The sequence below is a fragment of the Rhodothermales bacterium genome (genome assembly GCA_034439735.1).
Taxonomy (GTDB): Bacteria; Bacteroidota; Rhodothermia; order Rhodothermales; family JAHQVL01; genus JAWKNW01.
The window spans coordinates 1-22,381 of sequence record JAWXAX010000030.1 but is presented as its reverse complement, the minus strand read 5'-3'; the positions used below and the strand labels follow the sequence as shown (position 1 = coordinate 22,381).

The 22,381-nt window shown below is 61.9% G+C and carries 19 protein-coding genes; 12 read left to right on the top strand and 7 right to left on the bottom strand.

What is annotated here, in order from left to right; all coding sequences use genetic code 11:
• Positions 1–61 precede the first annotated feature (61 nt).
• The 8 genes from SH809_02095 (at position 62) to SH809_02060 (ending at position 12,277) form a co-directional block, all read left to right on the top strand.
• Positions 62–964, top strand: coding sequence for a DUF58 domain-containing protein (locus SH809_02095; protein MDZ4698472.1), 903 nt, complete (start codon positions 62–64; stop codon positions 962–964).
• A gap of 182 nt (positions 965–1,146) precedes the next feature.
• The gene (locus tag SH809_02090) at positions 1,147–3,192 is read left to right on the top strand and encodes a VWA domain-containing protein (GenBank protein ID MDZ4698471.1); all 2,046 of its coding nucleotides are present in this window, start codon (positions 1,147–1,149) and stop codon (positions 3,190–3,192) included.
• An 83-nt stretch (positions 3,193–3,275) separates the two neighbouring features.
• Positions 3,276–6,752: a DUF4175 family protein gene (locus SH809_02085; GenBank protein MDZ4698470.1), complete on the top strand. Its 3,477-nt coding sequence runs from the start codon at positions 3,276–3,278 to the stop codon at positions 6,750–6,752.
• 179 nt (positions 6,753–6,931) lie between these two features.
• On the top strand, positions 6,932–9,247 hold the full coding sequence (locus SH809_02080; protein MDZ4698469.1) for a hypothetical protein: 2,316 nt from the start codon (positions 6,932–6,934) through the stop codon (positions 9,245–9,247).
• Positions 9,248–9,318: 71 nt separating this feature from the next.
• Entirely contained in the window at positions 9,319–9,810 is a 492-nt protein-coding gene (locus SH809_02075) for a hypothetical protein (protein MDZ4698468.1), read from the top strand.
• 33 nt (positions 9,811–9,843) lie between these two features.
• On the top strand, positions 9,844–10,818 hold the full coding sequence (locus SH809_02070; GenBank protein ID MDZ4698467.1) for a hypothetical protein: 975 nt from the start codon (positions 9,844–9,846) through the stop codon (positions 10,816–10,818).
• Positions 10,819–11,488: 670 nt separating this feature from the next.
• Positions 11,489–12,055: a hypothetical protein gene (locus SH809_02065; protein ID MDZ4698466.1), complete on the top strand. Its 567-nt coding sequence runs from the start codon at positions 11,489–11,491 to the stop codon at positions 12,053–12,055.
• 57 nt (positions 12,056–12,112) lie between these two features.
• On the top strand, positions 12,113–12,277 hold the full coding sequence (locus SH809_02060; protein MDZ4698465.1) for a DUF1328 domain-containing protein: 165 nt from the start codon (positions 12,113–12,115) through the stop codon (positions 12,275–12,277).
• Between the two features lie 163 nt (positions 12,278–12,440).
• Here the strand turns inward: SH809_02060 and SH809_02055 are convergent, their stop codons facing one another.
• From SH809_02055 to SH809_02035, 5 genes are all read right to left on the bottom strand, one after another.
• Entirely contained in the window at positions 12,441–13,202 is a 762-nt protein-coding gene (locus SH809_02055; protein MDZ4698464.1) for a DUF4159 domain-containing protein, read from the bottom strand.
• Between the two features lie 393 nt (positions 13,203–13,595).
• Positions 13,596–13,886, bottom strand: coding sequence for a GIY-YIG nuclease family protein (locus SH809_02050; protein ID MDZ4698463.1), 291 nt, complete (start codon positions 13,884–13,886; stop codon positions 13,596–13,598).
• A gap of 134 nt (positions 13,887–14,020) precedes the next feature.
• On the bottom strand, positions 14,021–15,559 hold the full coding sequence (locus SH809_02045; GenBank protein MDZ4698462.1) for a S8 family serine peptidase: 1,539 nt from the start codon (positions 15,557–15,559) through the stop codon (positions 14,021–14,023).
• A gap of 18 nt (positions 15,560–15,577) precedes the next feature.
• A complete protein-coding gene (locus tag SH809_02040; protein ID MDZ4698461.1) occupies positions 15,578–15,793 on the bottom strand; it encodes a hypothetical protein in 216 nt (71 codons plus the stop codon).
• Between the two features lie 141 nt (positions 15,794–15,934).
• Positions 15,935–16,945, bottom strand: a complete 1,011-nt coding sequence (locus SH809_02035) for a hypothetical protein (protein ID MDZ4698460.1) — start codon at positions 16,943–16,945, stop codon at positions 15,935–15,937.
• A 69-nt stretch (positions 16,946–17,014) separates the two neighbouring features.
• Here SH809_02035 and SH809_02030 point away from each other — a divergent pair, with 69 nt between their 5' ends.
• From SH809_02030 to SH809_02015, 4 genes are all read left to right on the top strand, one after another.
• On the top strand, positions 17,015–17,194 hold the full coding sequence (locus SH809_02030) for a hypothetical protein (GenBank protein ID MDZ4698459.1): 180 nt from the start codon (positions 17,015–17,017) through the stop codon (positions 17,192–17,194).
• A gap of 385 nt (positions 17,195–17,579) precedes the next feature.
• Positions 17,580–18,167: a sigma-70 family RNA polymerase sigma factor gene (locus SH809_02025; protein MDZ4698458.1), complete on the top strand. Its 588-nt coding sequence runs from the start codon at positions 17,580–17,582 to the stop codon at positions 18,165–18,167.
• 86 nt (positions 18,168–18,253) lie between these two features.
• Positions 18,254–20,722 carry a serine/threonine-protein kinase gene (locus SH809_02020; protein MDZ4698457.1) on the top strand — a complete coding sequence of 823 codons (2,469 nt, stop codon included), beginning with the start codon at positions 18,254–18,256 and terminating at the stop codon, positions 20,720–20,722.
• A gap of 108 nt (positions 20,723–20,830) precedes the next feature.
• Positions 20,831–21,340 (top strand): hypothetical protein, encoded by a 510-nt coding sequence (locus tag SH809_02015; GenBank protein MDZ4698456.1) that lies wholly within the window; start codon positions 20,831–20,833, stop codon positions 21,338–21,340.
• A gap of 76 nt (positions 21,341–21,416) precedes the next feature.
• On the opposite strand, the gene SH809_02010 is transcribed toward SH809_02015, so the two are convergent.
• Both SH809_02010 and SH809_02005 read right to left on the bottom strand, forming a co-directional pair.
• A complete protein-coding gene (locus tag SH809_02010; protein MDZ4698455.1) occupies positions 21,417–21,758 on the bottom strand; it encodes a hypothetical protein in 342 nt (113 codons plus the stop codon).
• 82 nt (positions 21,759–21,840) lie between these two features.
• Positions 21,841–22,299 (bottom strand): hypothetical protein, encoded by a 459-nt coding sequence (locus SH809_02005; protein MDZ4698454.1) that lies wholly within the window; start codon positions 22,297–22,299, stop codon positions 21,841–21,843.
• Between the last annotated feature and the right edge of the window lie 82 nt (positions 22,300–22,381).

Genomic DNA, 22,381 nt, shown 5'->3' with positions numbered 1-22,381 from the left:
CCCTGACCCCGTACAGACGCCATACATGGCGTCTCCCAAACCACAGACTACCTAACCACCCATGCCCGACTCGCCGGCCATCACCCGGTTTATCAAACCCGAGATCCTCGCGCGGATCAGCAACCTCCAGTTGCTGGCCCGCGGCGTGGTGGAAGGCTTCCTGTCCGGCCTGCACAAGAGCCCCTATAAAGGCGCCAGCGTCGAGTTCGTCTCGTACCGCCCGTATATCCACGGCGACTACCTGATGCACGTCGACTGGAAGCTGTTCGCCCGCACGGACCGGCTTTACGTGAAGGAGTTCGAGGAAGAGACGAATACCCGGTTCGACCTCATGGTGGACATCAGCCCGTCCATGGGGTATACCTCCGGCACGGTTACCAAACAGGAATACGCATTTTTTCTGGCCGCCTCCCTCGGGTATTTTATGACGCGTCAACAGGACGCCGTCGGGCTGACGCTCTTCGACGACGCGATCGTCACCCGCATTCCCGCGCGCCGCGCCTCCGGACACCTGCTGACGATCCTCCAGCACATGCACGACGCCAAACCGGGCAAGACGACGGCCATGAGCAAGCCGTTGCACGAGCTGGCCGAGGCCCAACGCCGGCGGGGGTTCATCGTGCTGATCTCCGATTTGTTGGACACCCCCGAGGCCATCATCGACGGCCTCCGGCATTTCCGCTTCGACGGCCACAACGTGCTGGTCTTCCACATCCTCGATCCACAGGAAGTAGCGTTCCAGTTCTCCGAGATGGTCGAGTTCGAGGACATGGAGACCGGCGAAAAGATGGTGCTCGAAGCCGAGTCCGCCCGGATCGCCTACCAGGAAAACTTCAACCGCTACCGCGACACCCTCACAAAGGCCTGCGGTGGCCTGGGGATCGACTACAACCTCGTCACCACCGACCAGCCGCTCGACTTCGCCCTATTCCAGTACCTCGCCGCCCGTAGTCGCTACCGGTGAACAATGCAAAATTAAAAATGCAAAATGGAGCAAAACGTCATCCTGGACTTGATCCAGGACCCAGTCGGGTTAGCCATTTTGTTCTGGGTCCTGGGTCGGGGCCCAGGATGACGGAACCTTATTGTCGCGATTCAATCGCCACTCGCTACTCATTTAATCACTAATCGCTAATCGCTAATCGTTTGTCTTTCATCAACGCCATATTCCTCTTCGGCCTCGGGGCGGCGCTACTGCCGGTCCTGTTTCACCTCGTGCGGCGTGTACGGGCGAAGCAGGTGCGGTTCAGCTCCCTGATGTTTTTGAAGATGACGCCAAAGGAAGTGGTGCGCCGGCGGCGGATCAAAGACTGGCTGCTGATGGCGATCCGGGGCCTCCTGCTGGCGCTGTTGGCCCTGATCTTCGCCCGGCCGTTTATCCCGAAAGACAGCATCCCGTTTTTTGCGACCGAACAGGCCGAGTCCGTCGTTGTCCTCGTCGACAACTCTTTCAGTATGCAGTACGGCGACCTGTTTGAGCAGGCGCGTGCGGCGGCGCTCGGCATCGTCGACGCCGCCGGCCCGGACGACGAGGTGGCCATCGTCGCCTTCTCCGACGAGCCCCGCCAACTCACCGCCCTCGGGACGGATAAGAGCTTGCACCGCAACGTGTTGACCTCCGCTCTGGAGCCGACCTATCGCCCGACCGACTTCTTCCGCCCGATCCAGCTGGCCCAGGAGCTGCTGGCCGAAGCACGGCATGAGGCGCAACGGATCGTCCTCATCACGGACATGCAACGCACCGGATGGGGCGGGGCGTTTGAGAACTGGAAACTGGAACAGGGCGTGGGTTTCGAGGTGATCCCACTGGGGGATGCCGGCCGTGAAAACACGTATATCGGCGGCCTGGCCGTGGGCACGCGCCGCGTAGAGGGGGAGGTGATCAACCGCTTCGATTCGCGCATCGGCGCCTCGGGCGAGGGCACGCCGGCCGGCCTGTCGCTGGCCCTGACCCTCGACAACGCCGTCGTCGAAGAGTCCGAGGTGCCGGCCTCCACGGCGGGCCGCGTCTCCTTCCAGTACCGGCCCGAGCGCGAGGGCGTCTTCCTCGGCAGCCTGCACCTGGCCGACGACGCGCTGCCGGCAGACAACACCCACTACTTCGCGCTCGATGTTCGGAGCCGGCCTGCCCTGCTGGGCATCGATGGGAGTAATGACGCCCGCAACGACGCCTATTACCTGGATCGCGCCTTTAACCAGGGCGACGCGGCGCTGTACGGGTTCACGCGGGGCGCCGCCGGCGACCTGACCGGCGGGCGCATGGCGTCGCAGGCCGTCGTCTTCGTGAGCAACGTGCCGGCGCTCGGCGCCGCGCAACGGTCCGCTCTGCTCGGCTACCTCGAACGCGGCGGCAGCGTCGTCCTTTCCTTCGGCGACGCCAGCGACCCGGCCGGGCTGTCGGCCGCGCTGGCCGAGCTGGGCATCGGCCAACCGACGGGCCGCATCCAGGCCCGTACCGTGCAGGGCGGGCCGGCTATCATCGGGGATGTCGACATCCGCCATCCCATCTTCAGCCTCTTCGCGCAGTCGAGCGCCGGCGCCATCTTCCGGCCCCAGTTCCGCGAGTACATGCGCATCGTGCCGGACTCCAGCGCGACGGTCGTCGGCCGCTACGACTCCGGCGATCCGTTTCTCATCGAACAGACGGTGGGCGCCGGCCGCGTGCTGGTGTATACGTCCACGTTTAATGCGGACTGGACGGACTTCCCGATCAACGAACTGTACATCCCGTTTGTGTACCAGCTCGTCAAATACGCGCTCGAGGGCCAGGAGCGCCGGCTCGCGTTCCTCATCGGAGAACCCGTCCGCCTCCAGGGCGAGCCCGGGGAGACATGGGACGTGCGCACGCCTGACGACCGGCAGCTGCGGGTGACCCTCGATGCCGACGGCGTAGGTTTTTTCCGCGATACGGGGCTGCCAGGGCACTATGCCGCCGCTCAGGGAAACCAGCGCTTTCCGTTTGCCGTCAATGTAGATGTAGCCGAGTCCGACCTCTCCACGCGTGACCTCGCCGAGGCCATCGCCGCCGTCGTACCGCCGCCCGATGATGTGGCGCGTACGGTGGAAATGGCGCGCACGATGGAGGTGGAAGACGAAGAGCGGAAGCAGAAATTCTGGCGCTACCTGCTCATGGGGATGATTGGCCTCTTTGCCGCCGAAACGTTCCTCGCCAATCGAAAACGCGTCGCATGATCCAGCCCCATTTCGACTTTTCCCCTTGACCTTTTCCCCTTTACCTTTTGCCTTTTGCCTTTTGCACTTTGCCCTGAACCACCATGGCTTCAAACCAACGCGTCCTCTCTCTCGTCCGGCTGGTTCGTCAGCGGCTGCGCCGGCGCGCCCTGGTTCAGGGTGTCGCCCTCACGTTGCTGACGCTGCTGTTCTTCGTCGTGCTCTACCTCGTCGTGTACCTCAACACCGAGATCGAGCTGACGTACCTCCTGGCCGGCGCGGCGCTGGCGGGGGTGGCGGTGCTGTATGTGGCCGTCCGCTACCTCATCCAGCCGCTGCTGCTGAAGATGGACGACCGGCAGGTGGCGCTGTTTATCGAGGAGAAGATCCCCGGGTTGGAGGACCGCCTCAACAGTGCGGTGGAGGTGAACAGCAAGATGGCGGACGCCGAGACCGGCTCGCTCCTGGATCGGCTGGTGGACGACGCCGTCCAGCAGGTCCGCTCGATCCCGATCACGACGGTCGTCGATCGTAAAAAAGAGCGCATCATGGCCGTGGCCGCCGGCGCGGGGGCGCTGCTGTTCCTCGTCTACGGCTACTACGCGTCGGACGCCATCCTGAGCGCTTTTTCCGGCGTCAAATATACCCTCGCCGCCACCGAAGAGCAGCCCCCGATGACCGTGGCGCCAGGCAGCGTAGAGATCGAGCGCGGGGCGACGCAGGAGGTGATCGTCGAACTCCGCGATCCGACCGAAGACGAGGTCTTCATCACCTTCCGCACCCCGGGAGGCGAGTGGCAGAAGGCGGCCATGCGCAAAGGCATCGGGCAGCCGGTGTATCTCCATGAATTCGCCGAGGTGCAGGAGCCCCTCGAGTATTTCGTGCAGCATGACGAACTCCAGTCGGACATCTTTACCGTCTCCCTCTACGCCTTCCCCGAAATCGAGCGCATCGATCTGCGCTACACCTACCCGGCCTACACGGGCCTGCCGCCGCGGGTCGAGGAAGACAGCGGCGATATTCGGGGCCTCAAGGGCGCCCGGGTCGGCGTGAGTGTCACCGCGACGGGCGACCTCGAGGAGGCGGCACTGGTGATGGATAGCGGCCGACGGGTGCCCTTGCAGTCCGCCGGCGACGGCGTCTACCGCGCCGAGATCGCGCTCGAAGCCGAGGACCTGTACCATGTGGAGCTGCGCGACCGAGCCGGCAAGCAGAACAAGTTTCCGGACGACTACCTGATAGTCCCCGAGGAAGACGAGCGCCCGCGCATCTCGATCACCGACCCCCAGCAGGACGTGCGGGTGAACGCGATCGAGGAAGTCGTGGTGGCAGCGAAGGTGGAGGACGATTACGGGGTGAAGGACCTCCGGCTGCGCTTCTCGGTCAATGGGGAAGATGAGGAGACCGTCGCCCTCATGCCGGCCGACCAGGCCCGCACGGCCTCGGTCACCGGCGACTACGTCTTTTTCCTGGAAGATTATGAACTCGAGCCCGGAGACGTGATCTCGTATTATGTCGAGGCCGAGGACTTCTTCGCCGGCCGCGACGCCGAGGCGTCGGACATGTACTTCATCGAGGTCGCCCCGTTTGACCAGCGCTTCACCCAGGCGAACAACACGGGTGGCGGAGGTGGCGGTGGTGGCGGGCAGAGCCGGACCGTAATCAGCCAGCAGGAAATCATCGCCGCGACGTGGAAGCTCCACCGGTCGCGCAACGAAGGAACCCCGGAGGCCTTCCAGGAAGCCGTGCGCGGACTCGTACAGGCCCAGGCCAGCTTGAAAGAAAGCATCGAGGAGCGGATCGGGTCGACGGCCTTCTCGCTGGAATTACGCGACAGCGAGGATAGCCAGAAGATCGTCGAGTATCTCCGCGGGGCGGTCGACGAGATGGACGGCGCCATCGAGGTGCTCGAAACGGCGAAACTCGAAGAGGCCCTCGCCCCCGAGCGCCGCGCCCTCAATTTCCTCCTCCGCGCCGACGCGCTCAACCGCGACCGCCAGGTGGCCATGAACCGCGACCCGTCGCAGGGCGGCGGCGGTGGCGGTGGGTCGATGGAGGATCGGATGACGGAGTTGATGGATCTGGAGCTGGACATCTCCCGCGATAAATACGAGATGCAGCAACAGCCGCAGCAGCAGGGCGGCGGCGGCGGCGAACAGCAGATGGACGACGCCATGCAGCGGATCAAGGAACTGGCCCGCAAGCAGCAGCGGCTCGCCAACCAGCGCCAGCAATCCCTCCAGGGCGAGGACGAGAAGCGGTTCATCGAGCGCCTAAAACGGGACCAGGACGAAATCCGCGAGCAGGCCGAGGAGCTTGCCCAGCAGATGCAGCAGATGAGCCGGAGCGAGGAAAACGTCTCCCGCGAGATGCAGCAGGGGCTCCAGCGCGCCATCGACAACATGCGCGAAGCCGAACGGTCGTTGCGTAACGGCGACGACCAGCGGGCCGCCGCCCAGCAGCAGCAGGCGCTGAACGAACTCGACCAGCTCCAGCAAGACATGCGCATGGCCGGCGCCGACAACAAACGCGAACTGCTCGATGAGTTCGTCCGGGACTTCGAAGAGATGCGCCAGCAAGAGGAGCGCCTCGGATCGGATATCGCCTCGGCCTTCGAAAAGGCGCAGGAGAGCGGACGAATCGAACAGGAAGAGCTGGAGAATCTTCGCGAAAACCGTGAGAGCATGCGCAATAATCTCGACCGCCTGAAACGCCAGGCCGAGTCGCTCGAAGCCGGCATCCGCGAGGAAGACCCCGAAGCCGCCACGACCCTGCGCAATATGATGCAGCAGATGCGCCGCGACGACCTCGAGAAAAACATGGACGACTCCCAGGCCGCCCTCGAACGCGGATGGATCGATTTCGCCGAACGGATCCAGGATTCCATCGACGAGTCCCTGCGCGGCCTTACGACCCAGGCCCGCGAGCTGCAGGAAAACCTCCCGCAGACCGACGAAGATCAGCTACGCCGCGCCCTGGCCGATCTCCAGGACATCCGGGAACGCATGGAAGAGGCCCAGGAACGCGCTGGCCAGCAGGGCCGGCCGGCAGAGGATCAACAGTCTCAAAGCCAACAGTCTCAAAGCCAGCAAGAGGGCCAGCAGCCCGGGCAGGACAGCCAGGGCCAACAGAGCCAGAATCCGCAGGGCCAACAGGGTCAGCAGGGCCAGCAGGGCGAGGGACAATCCGGGCAACAAGGCGGCGCCCGCGGCCAGGCCGCCCGGATGCAGCAGCAGGCGCGACAGGCGGAGCAGACCCTCGATCGCTTGCAGGAGCAGCTCGGTGGTGAGGAAGGTGATGGGGAGATGCAGCGCAGCCTCCAGCGCGCCCAGCAGTCCCTCCGCCGCGTCGCCGACGCCAGTTTCACCGGTATTCTGATCGATGAAGACTCGGCCCAGGACTTCTTCAACGAAAACGTCTACGACCCGCTGTCGGACCTCGAGATGCTGCTCTCCCGCCAGCTCGACACCATCGAAATGGAAAAGAAGCTCTACGGATCGCGCAACGCCGAGGTGCCGGACGAGTATCGGGACGTCGTCGATCGCTATTACGAGTCGCTCTCGAAATCCAGGAATGAATGACGTTGAACCGTTGAGATTTGCATATTGCATAAGGAGCACGTCATCCCCGCGAAGGCGGGGACCCAGATAAATGCCATTCTGATGGCTGGATCCCCGCCTTCGCGGGGATGACTATGCCCTGGGTTGTGGAAATCCCAACAGTTTTTAAGCGTTGGACGTTGAGTTAACCGTTAATTTTCATGCCCCAGACCTGGTTAGAACGCCTCTTCAAGTTCAACAGCCTGCAGTTCTCCGAAGGCGAGATCGGCGTCCAGATCGGCCAGTGGCTGTGGCTCATCGCCGGCGGGCTGCTGCTCGTCGGCGCGGCGTTCGCTGTGATCTACGGTGTCACGAATCTCTTCGCCTCGACCCGCGCAAAGGCGTTTTCGCTGTCGCTCCGCCTCACGGCGCTCGTGCTGTTGTTCTTGCCGCTCCTCGAACCGGTGCTCATCACCCCGGATGTCGTGCCCGACGAGAACTTCGTCGCCGTCCTCGTCGATGCCTCCGAAAGCATGACGATCCCGGACGCCGGCGAGGGACGCACCCGGTTCGGAGAGGTCGCCTCGCTGTTACAAGACCCCGGCCGTGCGCTCGGAGCCGGCCTGGAGGAGCACTTCAACGTCCGTTACTACACGTTCGGCGAACGCGTCAGCCGGGTCGATAGCGTCCAGCACGCCGCGGCGGACGGCAACAGCACCGATCTCTCCGCCGCGCTCGACCGCGTGATCTCCGACTTCCGGGGCGTCCCCCTGGCCGGCGTGGTGCTGATGACCGACGGCGGCGACAACAGCGACGGCGTGCCGCTCAACGAGGCCGAGCAGCTTCGTGCCATGGACGTGCCGCTCCATGTCGTCGGTATCGGGCAGACGGCCTTTTTGCAGGACCGCGAGTTGCTCGACGCGTCCGTCAGCCGGAGCGTCGAGGAGACGACGGGGGCCGAGATCGAGGTCAAGGTCCGCAGCTGGGCGGCGGAGCCCGAGCCGGTCGCGTTTAATCTCTTTCGCGGCGAGGAGCGCGTCTTCACCGAGACACGCACGCTGAAGGGGGAAGGGAAGGTCGACCAGTTTACGTTTTTCTACGAGCCGGCCTCCACCGAGGCGCGCGAGTATACGCTCACGATCGACGAGGCGCCCGGCGAGCAGAACACGGCCAATAACGCCCACCATGTGTTGATCGACACCCGGCAGGATACGATCCGCGTCCTGTACATCGACGGGCACCTGCGGCCCGAATTCAAGTTCTCGAAGCGGGCGATGGAGGACGATCAGGTGATCGAGGTGTCGTCGGTCGCGCGGACCGGGCCGGCGCAGTACTACCGGCAGGGGATCCAGACGCCGCAGCAACTCCAGGGCGGCTTTCCGCGGGATCGGGCCGAGATGTTCTCGTACCACGCGGTGCTTCTGGGAGATATGGAGGCCGGCGCATTTACCCTCGATCAGCTCGAACTCATGGAGACGTTCGTCCGCGTCCGCGGCGGCGGCTTCCTGATGCTCGGTGGATTAAAGACGTTTGCCGAGGGCGATTACTGGAACACCCGCGTTGCGGACATGCTGCCGATCGAAATCGACCCCTCGCGCCGCTTCGTAGTCGCCCCGTCGTTTGGCGACACCGAGGGTCCCCCTGATGAGCAGGGCTTCCGGTTTGCGCCCACGGCCGTCGGCATGGAGAACCCTATCCTGAAACTCTCGCCCGACGCCGACAACAACAGGCTGTTGTGGGATGATATGCCCGGCCTCACCAGCATCAACTTCCTCGGCCGCATCAAACCCGGCGCCGTGGTGCTGGCCGAAAAGCCGGACGACCGGTTCGGGGCATCGGAGCCGCTGCTCGCCGTCCAGCGTTATGGCCGCGGCCGCACGGCCGCACTGGCCACGGCCAGCACCTGGCGCTGGCAGATGCACCTCGACGCCGAGGATCGCCGGCACGAGCGGTTCTGGCGGCAACTCATCCGGTGGCTGGTGGCCTCGGCGCCGCAGCCCGTGGACATCGCCGTCGACGGACAACGGTTCGCGCCGGCCGACGAGGTCCCCGTCACCGTCCGCGTCTACGATCCCGACTTCGCCCCCGTCGACGCCGCCGAGGTCACTGGCTATGTCGTCGATCCGTACGGCGCCCAACAACAGGTCGCTTTCCAGCCCGACCTCGCCGAGGCCGGCGCCTACATCGCCACGTTTGTCCCGCGCGACCTCGGGGTGTACGATCTGGAGGTCGAGGCCCGCTACGGCGAGACAGTCCGCCAGGCCCGGCCTCAGAGTTTCCTTGTGCGCGATTCCCAGCAGGAGTATTTCGACGCCACCCTGAAGCGCGACCTCCTCCAGCGCCTTGCGCAGGCCAGTGGAGGGCTTTATTATGATCCCATCGAGGCCACGGCCATCCCGGATAACCTCCGCGGCCGGCGGACGAGCACGTCCGTCTACCATGCCGAGTACTTGTGGGACATGCCGGCGCTCTGGGGGCTCATCCTCCTGCTGCTGTGTGTGGAGTGGGTCTGGCGCCGGCGGCAAGGATTGCCGTAGGAAAGTGAAAAGGGAAAAGTGAAAAGGAAAAAGGGAAAAGTGAAAAGGGAAAAGTGAGGGCTTACTTTTTTATGGGCAACCTGATCCAAACGACCACCTACCAGGCAGTCCCCAAGGGGATGCTGTCGAACGACTTTGTCTTGATGAAAGACGGAGAAGAAATCGGATTGCTTGACATCAAAGCGATGCGCGAGGCGGCGACACTGCATCTTGGCGACGAGGTGTTCGAGCTGGGGCGCGAGGGGATGATGAGCGGGGCCTTTTTTCTCGCACGCGGCGAAGAGGTGGTCGTGAAGGCCGTGAAGCCGAGCGCGTTTAAGTCGGAATTTGAGATTCATCTGGGCGATCAGGTCCTGATCCTGAAAAAAGAAGGTCTGCTCAGCTCTGGCTACGAGCTGCTGCAGAGCGAGGCCGTGATCGGGCGGATCGACCGAGATGGCCTGCTGACGCGGAAAGCGACGATCGAGTTGCCGGCCGACTGGCCCCTGCCGCTCCAACTTTTTGTCTACTGGCTGGTCCAACTCATGTGGAACCGCGACGCCTCGGCGGCCGCGGCGACCTAAACCAAGCTCTTTATGCCGGCTATGCGATGTTTTATGGCACTGGCGCTCACCTTTGGGTTCGTCGCTCTGGCGCACGCCCAATCGGGCGATCGACACGCCCTGCTCATCGGCGGTCTCGGCGGTAGCGACGAGCACACGGAGCGGTTTCAACAGTACCTGTTCGACACCCGCAAAGCGCTCATCGATAGCCACGGATTTTCGGCCGACCAGGTAACGGTGCTGGGTGAGACCAAGCTGCAAACGCTCGACTTCATCGACGGTGTCTCCCTCGAAGAAACAATCCGTGCCGAGTTCGCGAGGCTGGCCGGCCAGGTCACGTCGGACGACCACGTGTACGTCATCCTCTTCGGCCACGGCGGGTTCGACGGGACGGAGGCGCGGTTCAACATCCCTCGGACGGACCTCACGCAGGGGCAGTACGCCGAGCTGGTCGGCACGCTCGATGCCGGCCGCGTCGTCTTCATCAACACGGCCAGCGCCAGCGCCCCGTTTATCGAGGCCCTCAGCGGCGCCGGCCGGATCGTCATCACCGCCACCCGCGTCGGCTCCCAGAAAAACGAGACGATGTTTCCCGGCTTCCTCGTCGACGGCCTGAACTCGCCCTCGGCCGATCGCGACCGGGACGGCAGTCTGTCGGTGGCCGAGTGGTTCACCTACGCCGCCGAAACGACCGATCAGTGGTTCGAGGACAACGGCAACATCCCCACCGAAAACGCCCTCATCGACGACAACGGCGACGGCAAGGGGACGCGCCTCAGCGAAATGGCGGATGGCGCGGACGGCAACCTCGCCGGCCTCACCTACCTCAGCCGGCGCGATGCCATGCTGGCCGCGTCGGTGGGTACCGTGTCCGCCGGCTGGCTGCGGGAAAAAGAGCAGATCGAACAGGCCATCGCCGACGTGAAGAGCCGGAAAGCCACTCTCGGCGAGACGACGTATTACGCCGAGTTGGAGACCCTCTTCGTCCGCCTCGCGCGTGGCAACGATGCCGCCGAGCGTGGGCAATGACGTAGGTCGGGTAAGCCGTAGGTCGGGTTAGCGAAGCGTAACCCGACACCTCGACATCCCGTTATCTGCCACGATTGAAAGGGAAACGTAAATGAGAGCAGCCCTTTTGGCGATTGCTTGTTGGTTTGCCGCCAGCCCGTCAGTTGCTCAGCCCGACGTTCGACCGGACACGCTCGACCGGCGAGGATAACGGTTCCTGCGGGAGATCGACCGCGTTTTTTGGGTGAGATGATGTTGTAGCGAACATGGAGCGACCGGTCGGGCCACGTCGCATGCGCCATCGCATTCAGAGAATCATCGCATTCAAAGAGCCAGCACCCCTCCGGCGTGTAGGTATTGTCTTACCACGCCGCTTCTGGTTGACTGACACCAGCTTAGACCCTATCCGGCAACTGGAGACCCATTGCGACTACACAGGCCTTTTCGGCCGGGGTGTACCCTGTTTTACAGGTTGGCTGATGCTTGAGAGTCTGACTTCCTTTTATATGGGTCATCCTCGCGGCGCGGGCAGCGAAGGGTGGCGTGCCAGCCCGGAAACGGATCATACGAGCGAAGCGATCGACGAGGTAATCCATGCCCTCCTGTATTAACAGCAGAGGGGCGATCAAATCAGGATGCCCAAATGCATGAACTATCGCGACGCTCGTTTACCTATAGACATTAAAACATCATGAAAGCTTTACCCTATATCGCGCTCATCGCGTTCGTTGTCGCATTCACTCCGCATGAATCGAGCGCCCAGTTCAATCTTGGTGTTCAGGGAGGTTACAATGCCGACGTCTTCAGTGAGGATGGGATTGGCGCCGGGGCGTACTACTTGGGCGGGCAAGCTCGCTTTGGGCTTGGGGATGCGCCCCTCATCATTTCGCCGAGCGTTCACTACTATTTTACCGGTATTGACGATGTGAACGTGATGCAGTTGAATGCGGATGTATTGTTTCCATTTACCAGTGCCGGTCGGACCGCCATTGTGACGCCCTACCTCGGCGTCGGTCTCGGCATTTCGCGTGTCATGCTGGATGTAGACGCCCCGTTGATCGGCGATGTCATTGAATCCGACCGAACCGACTACGGACTGAATGTGCTGGGCGGCGTCTCCTTCGGGGCCGGCCCCGTGTCCCCCTTCGTGCAGGCGCGTGCTTTGTTCGGCGACCACCTCGCTTTCGTAAATGACGATGGCGAAGGCGGACCGGGGTATATGTTTTCCGTCGGCCTCCTCTTTCGGGTCGGGCAGTAATCAAAACGCCCGCGCCGGAGTCAATCCCACGATCCCGTAACCCAACCCCCTAAAGCCATGTTACGACTTGCTTTTGTTGCCCTCATCGTTGCGCTCATCGCCGGCGTCCTCGGATTCGGCGGACTCGCTGGCGCGGCGGTATCCGTCGCGAAAATCGCGTTCCTCATCTTCCTGGTCGTCGCCATCCTCCTCTTCGTGCTCGGCCGTCGGGTGGTTACCTGACGAAGCGGTGACCCCGCACGTGCCCGGGAGGTAGATCCCGGGAGTTAGATGCGGCCAGGATAGCCGTTAAATAAGCAGACCTCAGGGGGTTCAAAACTCCTGAGGTCTTCTTGATTGGGGCACTCCACTTCCTTTTAACCTTTAACCTGCCTCCTTAAACCCTTCAGTGCGTGAGCGCCCACATGATGAAGTTGATCGCCATCTGAAAGCTGACCGTCGACGCTTCGCCGAGGTGCCGGCCCGGCCATTCCCAGCCATCGCCGATGTCCTGGTTGTAGCAGATGACCACGCTGAGCCGGCCGTTGTCGTCGAAGATGCCGTAATACTCGTCGTCGTCATAATCCAGCCACCCAATCTCGCCACGGGTTTTCGTGGATAGCGCGGCCAGGGGGTCGATATCGTAGAAGATTGACCAGATGGGGTGGTCGTTGGGCAGCAGGACCGGTTCCCGATCGGGGTAGACCTGCTTCATGTTCATGTACATGTTCTCCCACTGGGGGCCCTTCTGGCCGTCGCCGTAGTCGTGGAAGTCGTCGATGATCAGGAAGCCACCGCGGTCGAGGTAGGTGCGCAGGCCGGCCACCTCCTCTTCGTCGATGTACCAGTACCCCGGTTCGGTGATGTAGAGCACCGGGTAATCGAGGATCTCCTTCTCTTTGAGCGTGAACACGAGCGGCTCGCCGCCGAGCGGGATCTGCGTCGTGCGCTCGATGGCCGTGTGGAGGTTGAAGTCGGCCGCGGGGTAGTCGGTCGCCCAGACGCCCATCCCGCGCCGGCCCCATCCGCGCCGCCCGTTACCGTTACTCTCGTATTTCACTCGCACCAACCGAAACGCGACGTCATTCGACTGCGCCTGCACGGGCGTGGCCGGCGGCGCGATCACGACCAAAAGAACGATAGCCAGGATGAGCAGGAGACGGTCCATCGGGTAGTGGGTTCGGCGTTCCGGGAGCAGCATTCCGAGCCGCGCGCGAACACGGAACACCCATTCCCAACATACGCCTTCAACCCGTCAGGTTCCACCCGATGGGACGAACGGCAGCCCCAACGTTCAACGCGTTATATGCTCATTATGCATTTGGGAGTTCTCAACGGTTTTACTAGCGTAACCCCAAGGCAGGTACAGGGATCGCGCTCTGGGTCCAAAGACGGGTTCCCCGCCTTAAAAGCGCAGGAAACCGCGATTCCGTGTTATCAAGGCAAACCCCAAAAGGAACAGTCATCCCCCGGTCAAAGCCGGGGGCAGGCTCCCGCGAAGGCGGGGAACCAGACTTAAATCCAGCAGAGCTCTCCGTGGTCAAAAGGGAACGTAAAGGCCCTACAATAGACCTTCACTCAAATCGATCCAGTTTGGATTTAATTCCTCGATCAGTCGAAGCTTCCACTTACGCTCCCACTTCTTCATCTGTCGTTCTCGTTCGATGGCATCTCTGATATCATCATGCTCCTCGTAATATACGAGGGTGTGGATCTGGTATTGCTTCGTGAATCCCTCTACCACATCTAGCTTATGCTCTTCCACACGTCGAGCCAGATCGCTTGTCGCCCCAATATATAATGTTCCGTTTCGTTTACTCGCCAGTATGTAGACGAAGCCGGGTTTAGGCATGGTGCTCCGGGTCTAAAAACTGGGTCCCCGCCTTCGCGGGGATGACTTACGCATTATGCAACATGCAAATTTCAACGGTTTCTTAACGTTCAACGCATTAACGTTCAACACATCAACGTTCAACGCGTTAACGTTCAACGCGTTAACGCCACCACCGGCTGATCGGACAGGACCGTGGCGATCGCGGCCTCGGCGTTGATCTGAAGCCCGACCTTGTTGGAATCGGACAGCTTCGTGCCCGTTTCTTTCAGGATCGCGTAGGCGGCGTCCGCCGTGAGGTCCGGGTCGAGCGCCCGCATCACGCCGATGAGGCCCGAGACGAGCGGTGTGGCCATCGACGTCCCGCTTTTGGGCTGATAGTCGTTGCCCGGGACGAGCGAGACAATGTCGACGCCCGGCGCGGCGATAGGCCGGGCGAGGCTCATGTTGGTGTTCGAGAACGACGCCTTGCGGCCCTGGGCGTCGGTCGCGGAGACGGTGATCACGCCCTCGATGTTGGAAGGCATGTGGTATTTCGCGTCCTGGTTCGAATTGCCGGCGGCCGCCACCACGATCGCGTTCCGTTTGAGCGCGTATCGGACGGCGTCCGACACGACTTTCGGCGCGATGGGGGAGTATCCACCGAGCGACATCGAGAGCACATCGGCCCCGTCGTCCGTGGCGTCGATGATGGCCTGACCAATGGATTCGAGCGAGCCGAGGCCGTCGGGGCCGAGGGCGTTGTAGCCGGCGACCTCCACGTACGCCCCGTCCCAGTTCAGCGAGGCCATCCCCAACTCGTTGTTCGTCGCCGCGCCCGCAATGCCGGCGCAGTGGGTCCCGTGCCCGTGTTTGTCGGTGCTGCCCGGGCTATCGACGAAGATGCCGGCGATGTCCTCATGCCGGGCATCAACGCCCGTGTCCAGGATGGCGACGCGGGCTTTACGGACGGGGGTGTTGTGGCTGAGCATTTCGTGTGCGGCATCGGCGCCGATCGCTTCGAGCGCCCACTGGCGGTCGACGAGCGGGTCGTTGGCGAAAATGGACCGTCCGGGCTTGCGGGACGCCTCCGGCCAGGCGCCATCCGGCGGGGCCAGGCTCACGGTGGCGTTCCAGTAGGCGGCGTCGACGTTTTCCTCGTCGCGCAGCAGGTAGTCGATGATCTTTTTGAGCATCTCCCATGATCCCTTTAGGAGATACACCTGCGCAAGGTCCTCATCCTCATCTAGAGACACCGACGGGAACGCACGTTCGGCCGTGACGGAGTAGGCGTCGAGTAAGGGCTGGATTTCTTCGAGGGTGTCGTCGGGGCCAAGCTCTACCAGGACGCCCTGCGTCTGATCCTCGGTGAGCGACTCCCCGACTCCAAAGACACGGCCAGTGAGGAGGAGCAGTCCGGCAATGGCAAGGGCGAAGAGGCCTACCGTGAAAAAAGGTTTGGCCTTGCCGCGCCGGACAAGCAACACGGCGGCGCCGAGCCACATCCCGATACCCAGATCAGAGAAGGCGCCGGAGAGCGAGAAAAACAGGCCGGCCGGCGAAAATAGCCGCAGCAGGGCCATCGCCCCGATACATGAAAGCCCGATGATGACGGTCCACGGGTTTTTACCCTGTTGCTTGCTGGCGTCCCAGGCGATCAGGAGGCACCCCAGCAGGGCGAGGACGGTTGGCGTAGAAAGGGAAAATGCGAACATGGTGACGTGGGATCAGGGCTACAGGCGGTGGATCGACAGGACGCGAACGGGCTGGCCCCACATGCGGAACGAGATCGCCTGGACGGGTTCGACCTCGGCTTCGACCCGCGTGTGCTGGCGCTGGAGCGATACCGGGAGCCCGTCGACGGGCTCGTACTGCACGTGATCGTCTGTGACGATGCCCCAGAATCCGCCTTCAATCTCCTGGTAGACGACGTTGCCCGTGATGCGCATGGCTGGCCTGTGCGTGGTTGGAACGAGGGATGCCTCGCTTACGACACGTCTGGCCGGCGGGTTGCGTTAGGATGGTTGCAGGTTGCAGGTTGGCAGGTTGCAGGATTCTTGAACCTGTAACCTGCCAACCATTTTACGGCTTCATCCGACCCGCAGGTAATCGATCATGCGCGCGCGTGATAGCTTGAAGAGATATTGCAGGACGTTGCGGTGGTCGTCCTGGTAGGCTTCGCGGGATAGGTCCGGCATGAAGCTCCTGAGCGCATCGAACTGCGAGCGCGCCGGCGCGGCGTTGCTCAGGAAGGTGGACTTGAGCAGCTTTTTGACCGTCCGGAAGTAGGTGTCGAAGAGGTCCAGGCTCATCTTGCCGCGGTACACGTAGGCCGATACCATGGACGATTGTACTTCGGTAGTGGCCGAGTGGATGGCTTCCTCAACGTCGTGTTCGCCGTAAGAGGGCGATTCGCTAAGTTCGAACGTGTGGGCTTCGAGGCGGGCGAAGGCGCCCCGGAGAACCTGTGCGAAGGCGCTGAGCGGGTAAGCGTTGGAGTAATGCGGATGTGCTTCGGCGAACGTTCGGAACGAGGATACGGCCTCGTAGGTGTTGCCGGTAGGGCGCAGGGCGTCCATCATGTAGATCTCCAGCAGCTCGGGTGGGGCCGAGGGCTTCATGTCCGGCTCGGTCGCGTTCGCCACCACCCAGGTGGCGTCGCGATGGCGAACGAGCGCCAGGCCGGCGTCCTTTTTCACCCCTTCCTTGATGTTGCGGATGATCTTCGAGAGGTTGGGGTCTTCCTCGCGGTAGCTCCGGAACAGGTTCTCGTGTACCTTGCTGAAGCAGAGCCGGCGAAGGGCTATGTGCAGGTCTACCGGCGACATCCGTCGCCAGGGCATGCTGGCGAAGTATTTTTCGAGGACCACAAAGCGGCCGGCGGCGTCGCGCTGAAACAGCTCGGCGATGCAGTCCATCGCCAGGTCTTCCGCATGAAGCCCGAAGGAACCGTCCTGCAGGCTGCCGTTGCGGAGACGGTGTTTCAGGTAGGCGTGGGCGAAATGATAACAGCGCTGGACGAGGTCGTTGACGGCGGCGCGGTCGGGATGGGAGGACTGCAGGATGCCATCGAGCGTGGTGTGGAGCGGCAGGGTGTACACGGCGATGCGGTGGGATGGATTCTTGATGACCTATGAAACGTCCCGTGGAAGAACGTCGGGTTACCCATCATGGCGCGGATCTCCGGCGGAAGCCGACATGGGAAGGAAAAGGAAAAAGGAAAAAGGAAAAAGAGAAAAGGAAAAAGTGAAAAGGAAAAAGTGAAAAGGCCAAACAGAAAGAGAAAGAGAAAAGGGGAAAGGGGAAAGGGGAAAGGGGATTGTACTTTAAACAGCACCCTACTCAGGTAGAGGCCTGCTCTCCCCACTTTTAATTTTTCCTTTTTCCTTTTTCCTTTTTCCACTGTCGGGTCCGCCGCCGTTCTTGCGCAGGTACCTCCGAGCAACCCCTACATGCCGCCGTCGCCCGGGTCTCGCTACTCCTGCCGTACCAGGAAAAATACCCAAAGAGAACCCCGGCGCCGGTCGCCCAGTAGCAGCCACGTGTTGCCCGTATGCCGTACGCTATACGCTGAGTTAGAGAGGACGTTGATCCAACCGTGCGTTACGTCGAAACGATGGTACGTTCTGATGATTGCACACCGCCCGGTTGATCATTGATTCGCCTCCCGGGGAACGCCGGGGGCATAGGCCCCTGGCGATCACCTCTCTTTCCTGCACCCACACCTATAAGGCCATGAAAAAAGAACACGACGTGACGCAGGTCCTCATCGCGGCAAGCCAGGGGAATTCGCGGGCGTCCGAACAGCTGTGGTCTATCGTTTACAATGAATTGCGACGGATCGCCCACCGTCAGTTGATGGGCGAACGCGATCGCCGGTTGCTCTCGACCACGGGCCTAGTCCACGAAGCCTACCTGCGGCTGGTGGATGACATCCAGATTTCCTGGCAGGATCGCTCCCACTTCTTCGGCATCGCTTCCCGCGTCATGCGCCGGGTGATTGTAGACAACGCGCGCCGGCACTGCGCCCAGAAACGCGGCGGCGGGCTGATGGACGAGTCGTTCGACGAAGAACGTTTCCTGCCCGACGATCGTATGCAGGAAGTGCTGGACCTCGACGAGGCCCTCTCTCGCCTCACCGAGCTAAATCCCCGCTGGAGCCAGGTGGTCGAGTGCCGCTACTTTGGTGGCCTGTCGGAAGAAGAAACCGCCGAGGCCCTGGCCGTGTCCGTTCGCACGGTCGAACGGGACTGGGTGAAGGCTCGCGCGTGGCTCTACAGCCATATACGAGGCGAGAAGCAGGATAGGATGATGAATGTCTGAGAAACTGTTGAGATTTCCACAACCGAAGGGATGACTTGCTCATTATGCAATACGCAAATCTCAACAGTTTATGAAGGTCCAGGATTATGGAAGGTCCAACCCGTTTTGTACACCCCCCGCGCATCGAAGGGATGGAGCCGTTGATCTCGCCTGAAGACTGGGACGAGATCGATCGGATGTTCGACACCGTTCTGGATGTACCTGAGCCGGATCGCGCCGCGTTCCTGGCCGAGGCCTGCGCCGGCCGGCCGCTCGTCCGCCGGCAGGTCGAATTGCTTCTCGTCGCCGGCGACGAGGCGAAGGCGTCGGATTTTCTCGCGCCGCTGCCCCATCAGCTCAATGGGTCCTCCGTCCGGCAGTTTATGGGGGAAGAGCAACTGCCCGCCGGCGAAAAGGTGGGCGTATACGAAATCGTGCGCCCCATCGGCCGGGGCGGCATGGGGGTCGTCTACCTCGCCGAGCGCCCCTTCGGCCACTTCAAAAAACCCGTCGCGCTCAAGGTCGTCAAGCGCGGGATGGACACGGAGGAGATCGTCCAGCGCTTCCGCTTCGAGCGCCAGATCCTCGCCGGCCTCGAACACGCCCACATCGCGCGCCTGTTGGACGGCGGCGTGACCGACGACGGGCTCCCGTATTTCGTGATGGAATACGTGGAGGGTAAACCGATCGACCAGTACTGCGACGACAAACAGCTCACCATCCGCCAGCGCCTCAAGCTCTTTAAGGCCGTCTGCGAGGCCGTCGCCTACGCCCACCGCAATCTGGTCGTCCACCGGGACCTCAAGCCCGGCAATGTGATGGTCAGCGCGGACGGCGAGGTAAAGCTACTGGATTTCGGCATCGCGAAGCTGGTTGATCCCAACTCGTCGACCTCTACCGTGCCGATTACCGACGCCGCCGAACGACGGATGACGCCCGAATACGCTGCCCCCGAGCAGGTGCGCGGCGAGGCCGCCTCAACGGCTACGGACGTCTACGCGCTGGGCGTCATCCTCTACGAACTCCTTTCCGGCCGCCGGCCTTACCGGTTCAAAACCCGGCTCCTCACCGAAATCGAGGAGAAAATCTGCCAGGAAGTACCCGGCCGGCCCAGCACCGCCGTACTGCGCGCCGAGGGCGACGAGACGCCCGACGAGATCGGCAGGCAGCGCAGCCTATCGCCCGAAAAACTCCGGAGGGTCATCGCCGGGGATCTGGACGCCATCACGATGATGGCCCTCAAGAAAGAACCGGAGCTACGGTATGCTTCGGCCGGCGAGTTGGGGCGCGACCTGGGGCGTTATCTGGAGCGCCGGCCCGTCCGCGCCGCGCGCGACACCGCCGCGTACCGGCTCCGCAAGTTCGTCGAACGGTATCGGACCACGGTGATGGTCGCCGCGTTCGCCGCCTTCACGATCGTCGCTGGCGCCGGGACCACCTGGTGGCAGTCGTACGAAAAACGTCAGGAGGCGCGGCGGGTACAGGATGAGATACTCGGTAAAAATGCCACGATCGAGTTTATTACAAAGATTTTTGAACGGGTAGACCCCGATCGGCCCCAGGGGCTCACGTTCACCGCGACAGAGCTCATCGATATCGGTCTTGAGGGGATGCAGACCCTCGACGGCGTGCCTGAAATCCAGGCCGAAGTCCTCAATAAAATCGGCAAGGTCAGCGTCAACGCCGGCCTCGTCGACCTCGCGGACTCGTTGCACCGGGTCGCGTACAACATTCAGGTCAAGGCACTCGGCCCTAACCACCCGTCTCTGTCCATGACGGTAACCAGGCAAGGCGACGTATATGAGTATCGCGGCGAGGATGAAAAAGCCGAAGCCGCCTACTTGGACGCCATTGCCCGGGATCCCTCCAACAGCGTCGCACATAATAATTTGGGGCGCCACTACGTAGGGGTCGGACGTTATGAGGAGGCCCGCTCTCATATCGAGCGCGCCATAGCGATCGAACCGCACAATACGCTGTACCAGAGCAACCTGGGGTCGTATTACTACAATACGATACAATGGGACAAGGCGCGGGAGATCTATCTGCAAACGGCGACCATAGATTCGTTCTATGTCGACTTCGCTAACCTCGGTACGATCTATTTTTACGACAAAGACTACGAAGCCGCTGCAAAATGGTACAACGAGGCGCTGCGGCAAAACGATAAAGACTACAGAATCTGGGCCTATTACGGTAGCGCGTTGTACTGGCAAGGCGAAACGGGTCGCGCCGAGTCGACCGGACCGCTCCGTAGAGGCATAACCCTGGCGGAAGAACGTCTGACCACCCTTGGAAGTCGTGATCCAGAAGTACTGGCGCAGATCGCGACTTACTATGCGTTGATGCGGGACGTAGCCAGTACTCGGCGTTATGTTGACGAAGTCCTTGCGTTGAAATCGGAGGCGCCATTCGTATGGTACGACCTGGCGTCCGCGGTGGAGACTATTGGCGAGCGCGACGAGGCGATGCGATTGATGCGAATCGCGATCAACAAAGGCGTGCCAGCAGAGAGTTTACAGGACGATCCGGGTATGGTCGGACTGCTGGCCGACCCTGCCTGGGGCGAGCCATAACCACCTGATTCGCAACTTCGCCTCTGAATACATTATGTTTAGGAATGACCCACGTTGAATAGTATGCACGATCCCCATCGTCTACCCACCCACTAATCAGCCACACACATGGAATCCATTGGCATGCACGGACTAATCGAGATCGCTCTGGTTATTCTGTGGCTTCTGCTGATCTGGTTGCTGTTGACGCGCCGCAAGAAAACCGGCGACAATGGCGGCGAGACTCCGCCACCGCCGGCCGGCACGAAGCAGGTATCGATCGGGCTGAACAGCGCGACGGGCCGCTGGCAGCTTTCGGCCGCAAACGGAGACGTCGCACCCCCGATCGTCGCCCGCCCGGGCGATGTCGTTACCTGGGTAAATCCAACGTCTGCACAGGTCGATATTCAGTTTCCGAAAGACTCCATTTTTGAACTCGGCGGAGCCCCCAACTCGGGTGGAGAGGCCATCGATCCATGGATCGTGACGCTTCCGGCAGGTGGAACGCTCCGGTTGCCGGTGTCACGAAAAGCTGCACACGGCTCATATGAGTATGCGTTCTGGGTTCGTAGCCCCGAGAGCGTGACGGGCTATGCGGTCGGGGGATCACCTCCCCGCATCATTGTGCAAAAAGCCTGATCAACAACGCGCTATGTATATAAAAAAACCCGGTCGTCTCAATGACGCCGGGTTTTTTTGTGCGGTAGATAGGGAGTCATCGATTCTCCGGCGGGTCCTGGATCTTCCTGTGGATGCGGTTGAGGATCGACCGCATGTTGGGGAGCGGCCTGAGAAAACCCGGGGGGATCTCTTCGTCGATCCCCTCCAGAAGGGTGTCGAGGATCTGCCGGAGCGCCGGCTCTTCCTGGCCCAGACGGTCGAGGAACGCGCGGCGTGCGTCGGGTGGGAGGTTGAGTGCCTGTTCGAGGTAGGCGTCGATGCGTTTCGCGTCGTCAGACGGCGGCTCGGCCACCGCAAGCCGGAAGGTTGCAACAGCGTACGGTTCCAGACAGAGACGGGTACACCCTGGCAGCTGGAGCGTGTAGGGAACGATCATGTCAACAGCTACGGGCTGGATGGAAGCGGATGAGGGCAGGTTACCGGGGTATGCGTGATACGTCCCTGAAACCCGACACCCGTCAGCCCTCCTGCTGCAACTGCTCCATCGCGGCCCGTTTACGACGTCTGACTTCCTCCTTATTCTCCCGCACGTAATGCCGCCAGCGGCCAAATACGTACGTGCCCATCGCGAGGTTGTAACCGGCGCACACGAAGATATACCAGCTCGGGACGATCGTGACGATTTCACGCGTATAGTGCAGCACGTCCCACACGGAGTGCCCCATCATTCCGACGGCGATGATGGAGAGCGAGGTCCCGTAGCCAAATACGGCGATATTTCCGTAGAGCAGCAGGCCCCACATCTCCGGGCCCACCCGCTGGCCCGTCCACCAGGCGATGAATATGTAGAGTACCGGAAATACCAACAGGAGCAGCGTAAATTTAGTCTTCTCCGAGAAGTAGCCGATGGCTCGAAGCAGGGGCAGGGTGAAAAGGGCCAGGAGGACGCCGGCCAGCATCTGAACAAACTGCAACATAGTCAGAACCGCGTTGGTGGGCGCCGGAGAGCATAGCGTCAATGCTGCCGGCCAGGGTCGGGTGGGTGGGTAGTCAGCGAAT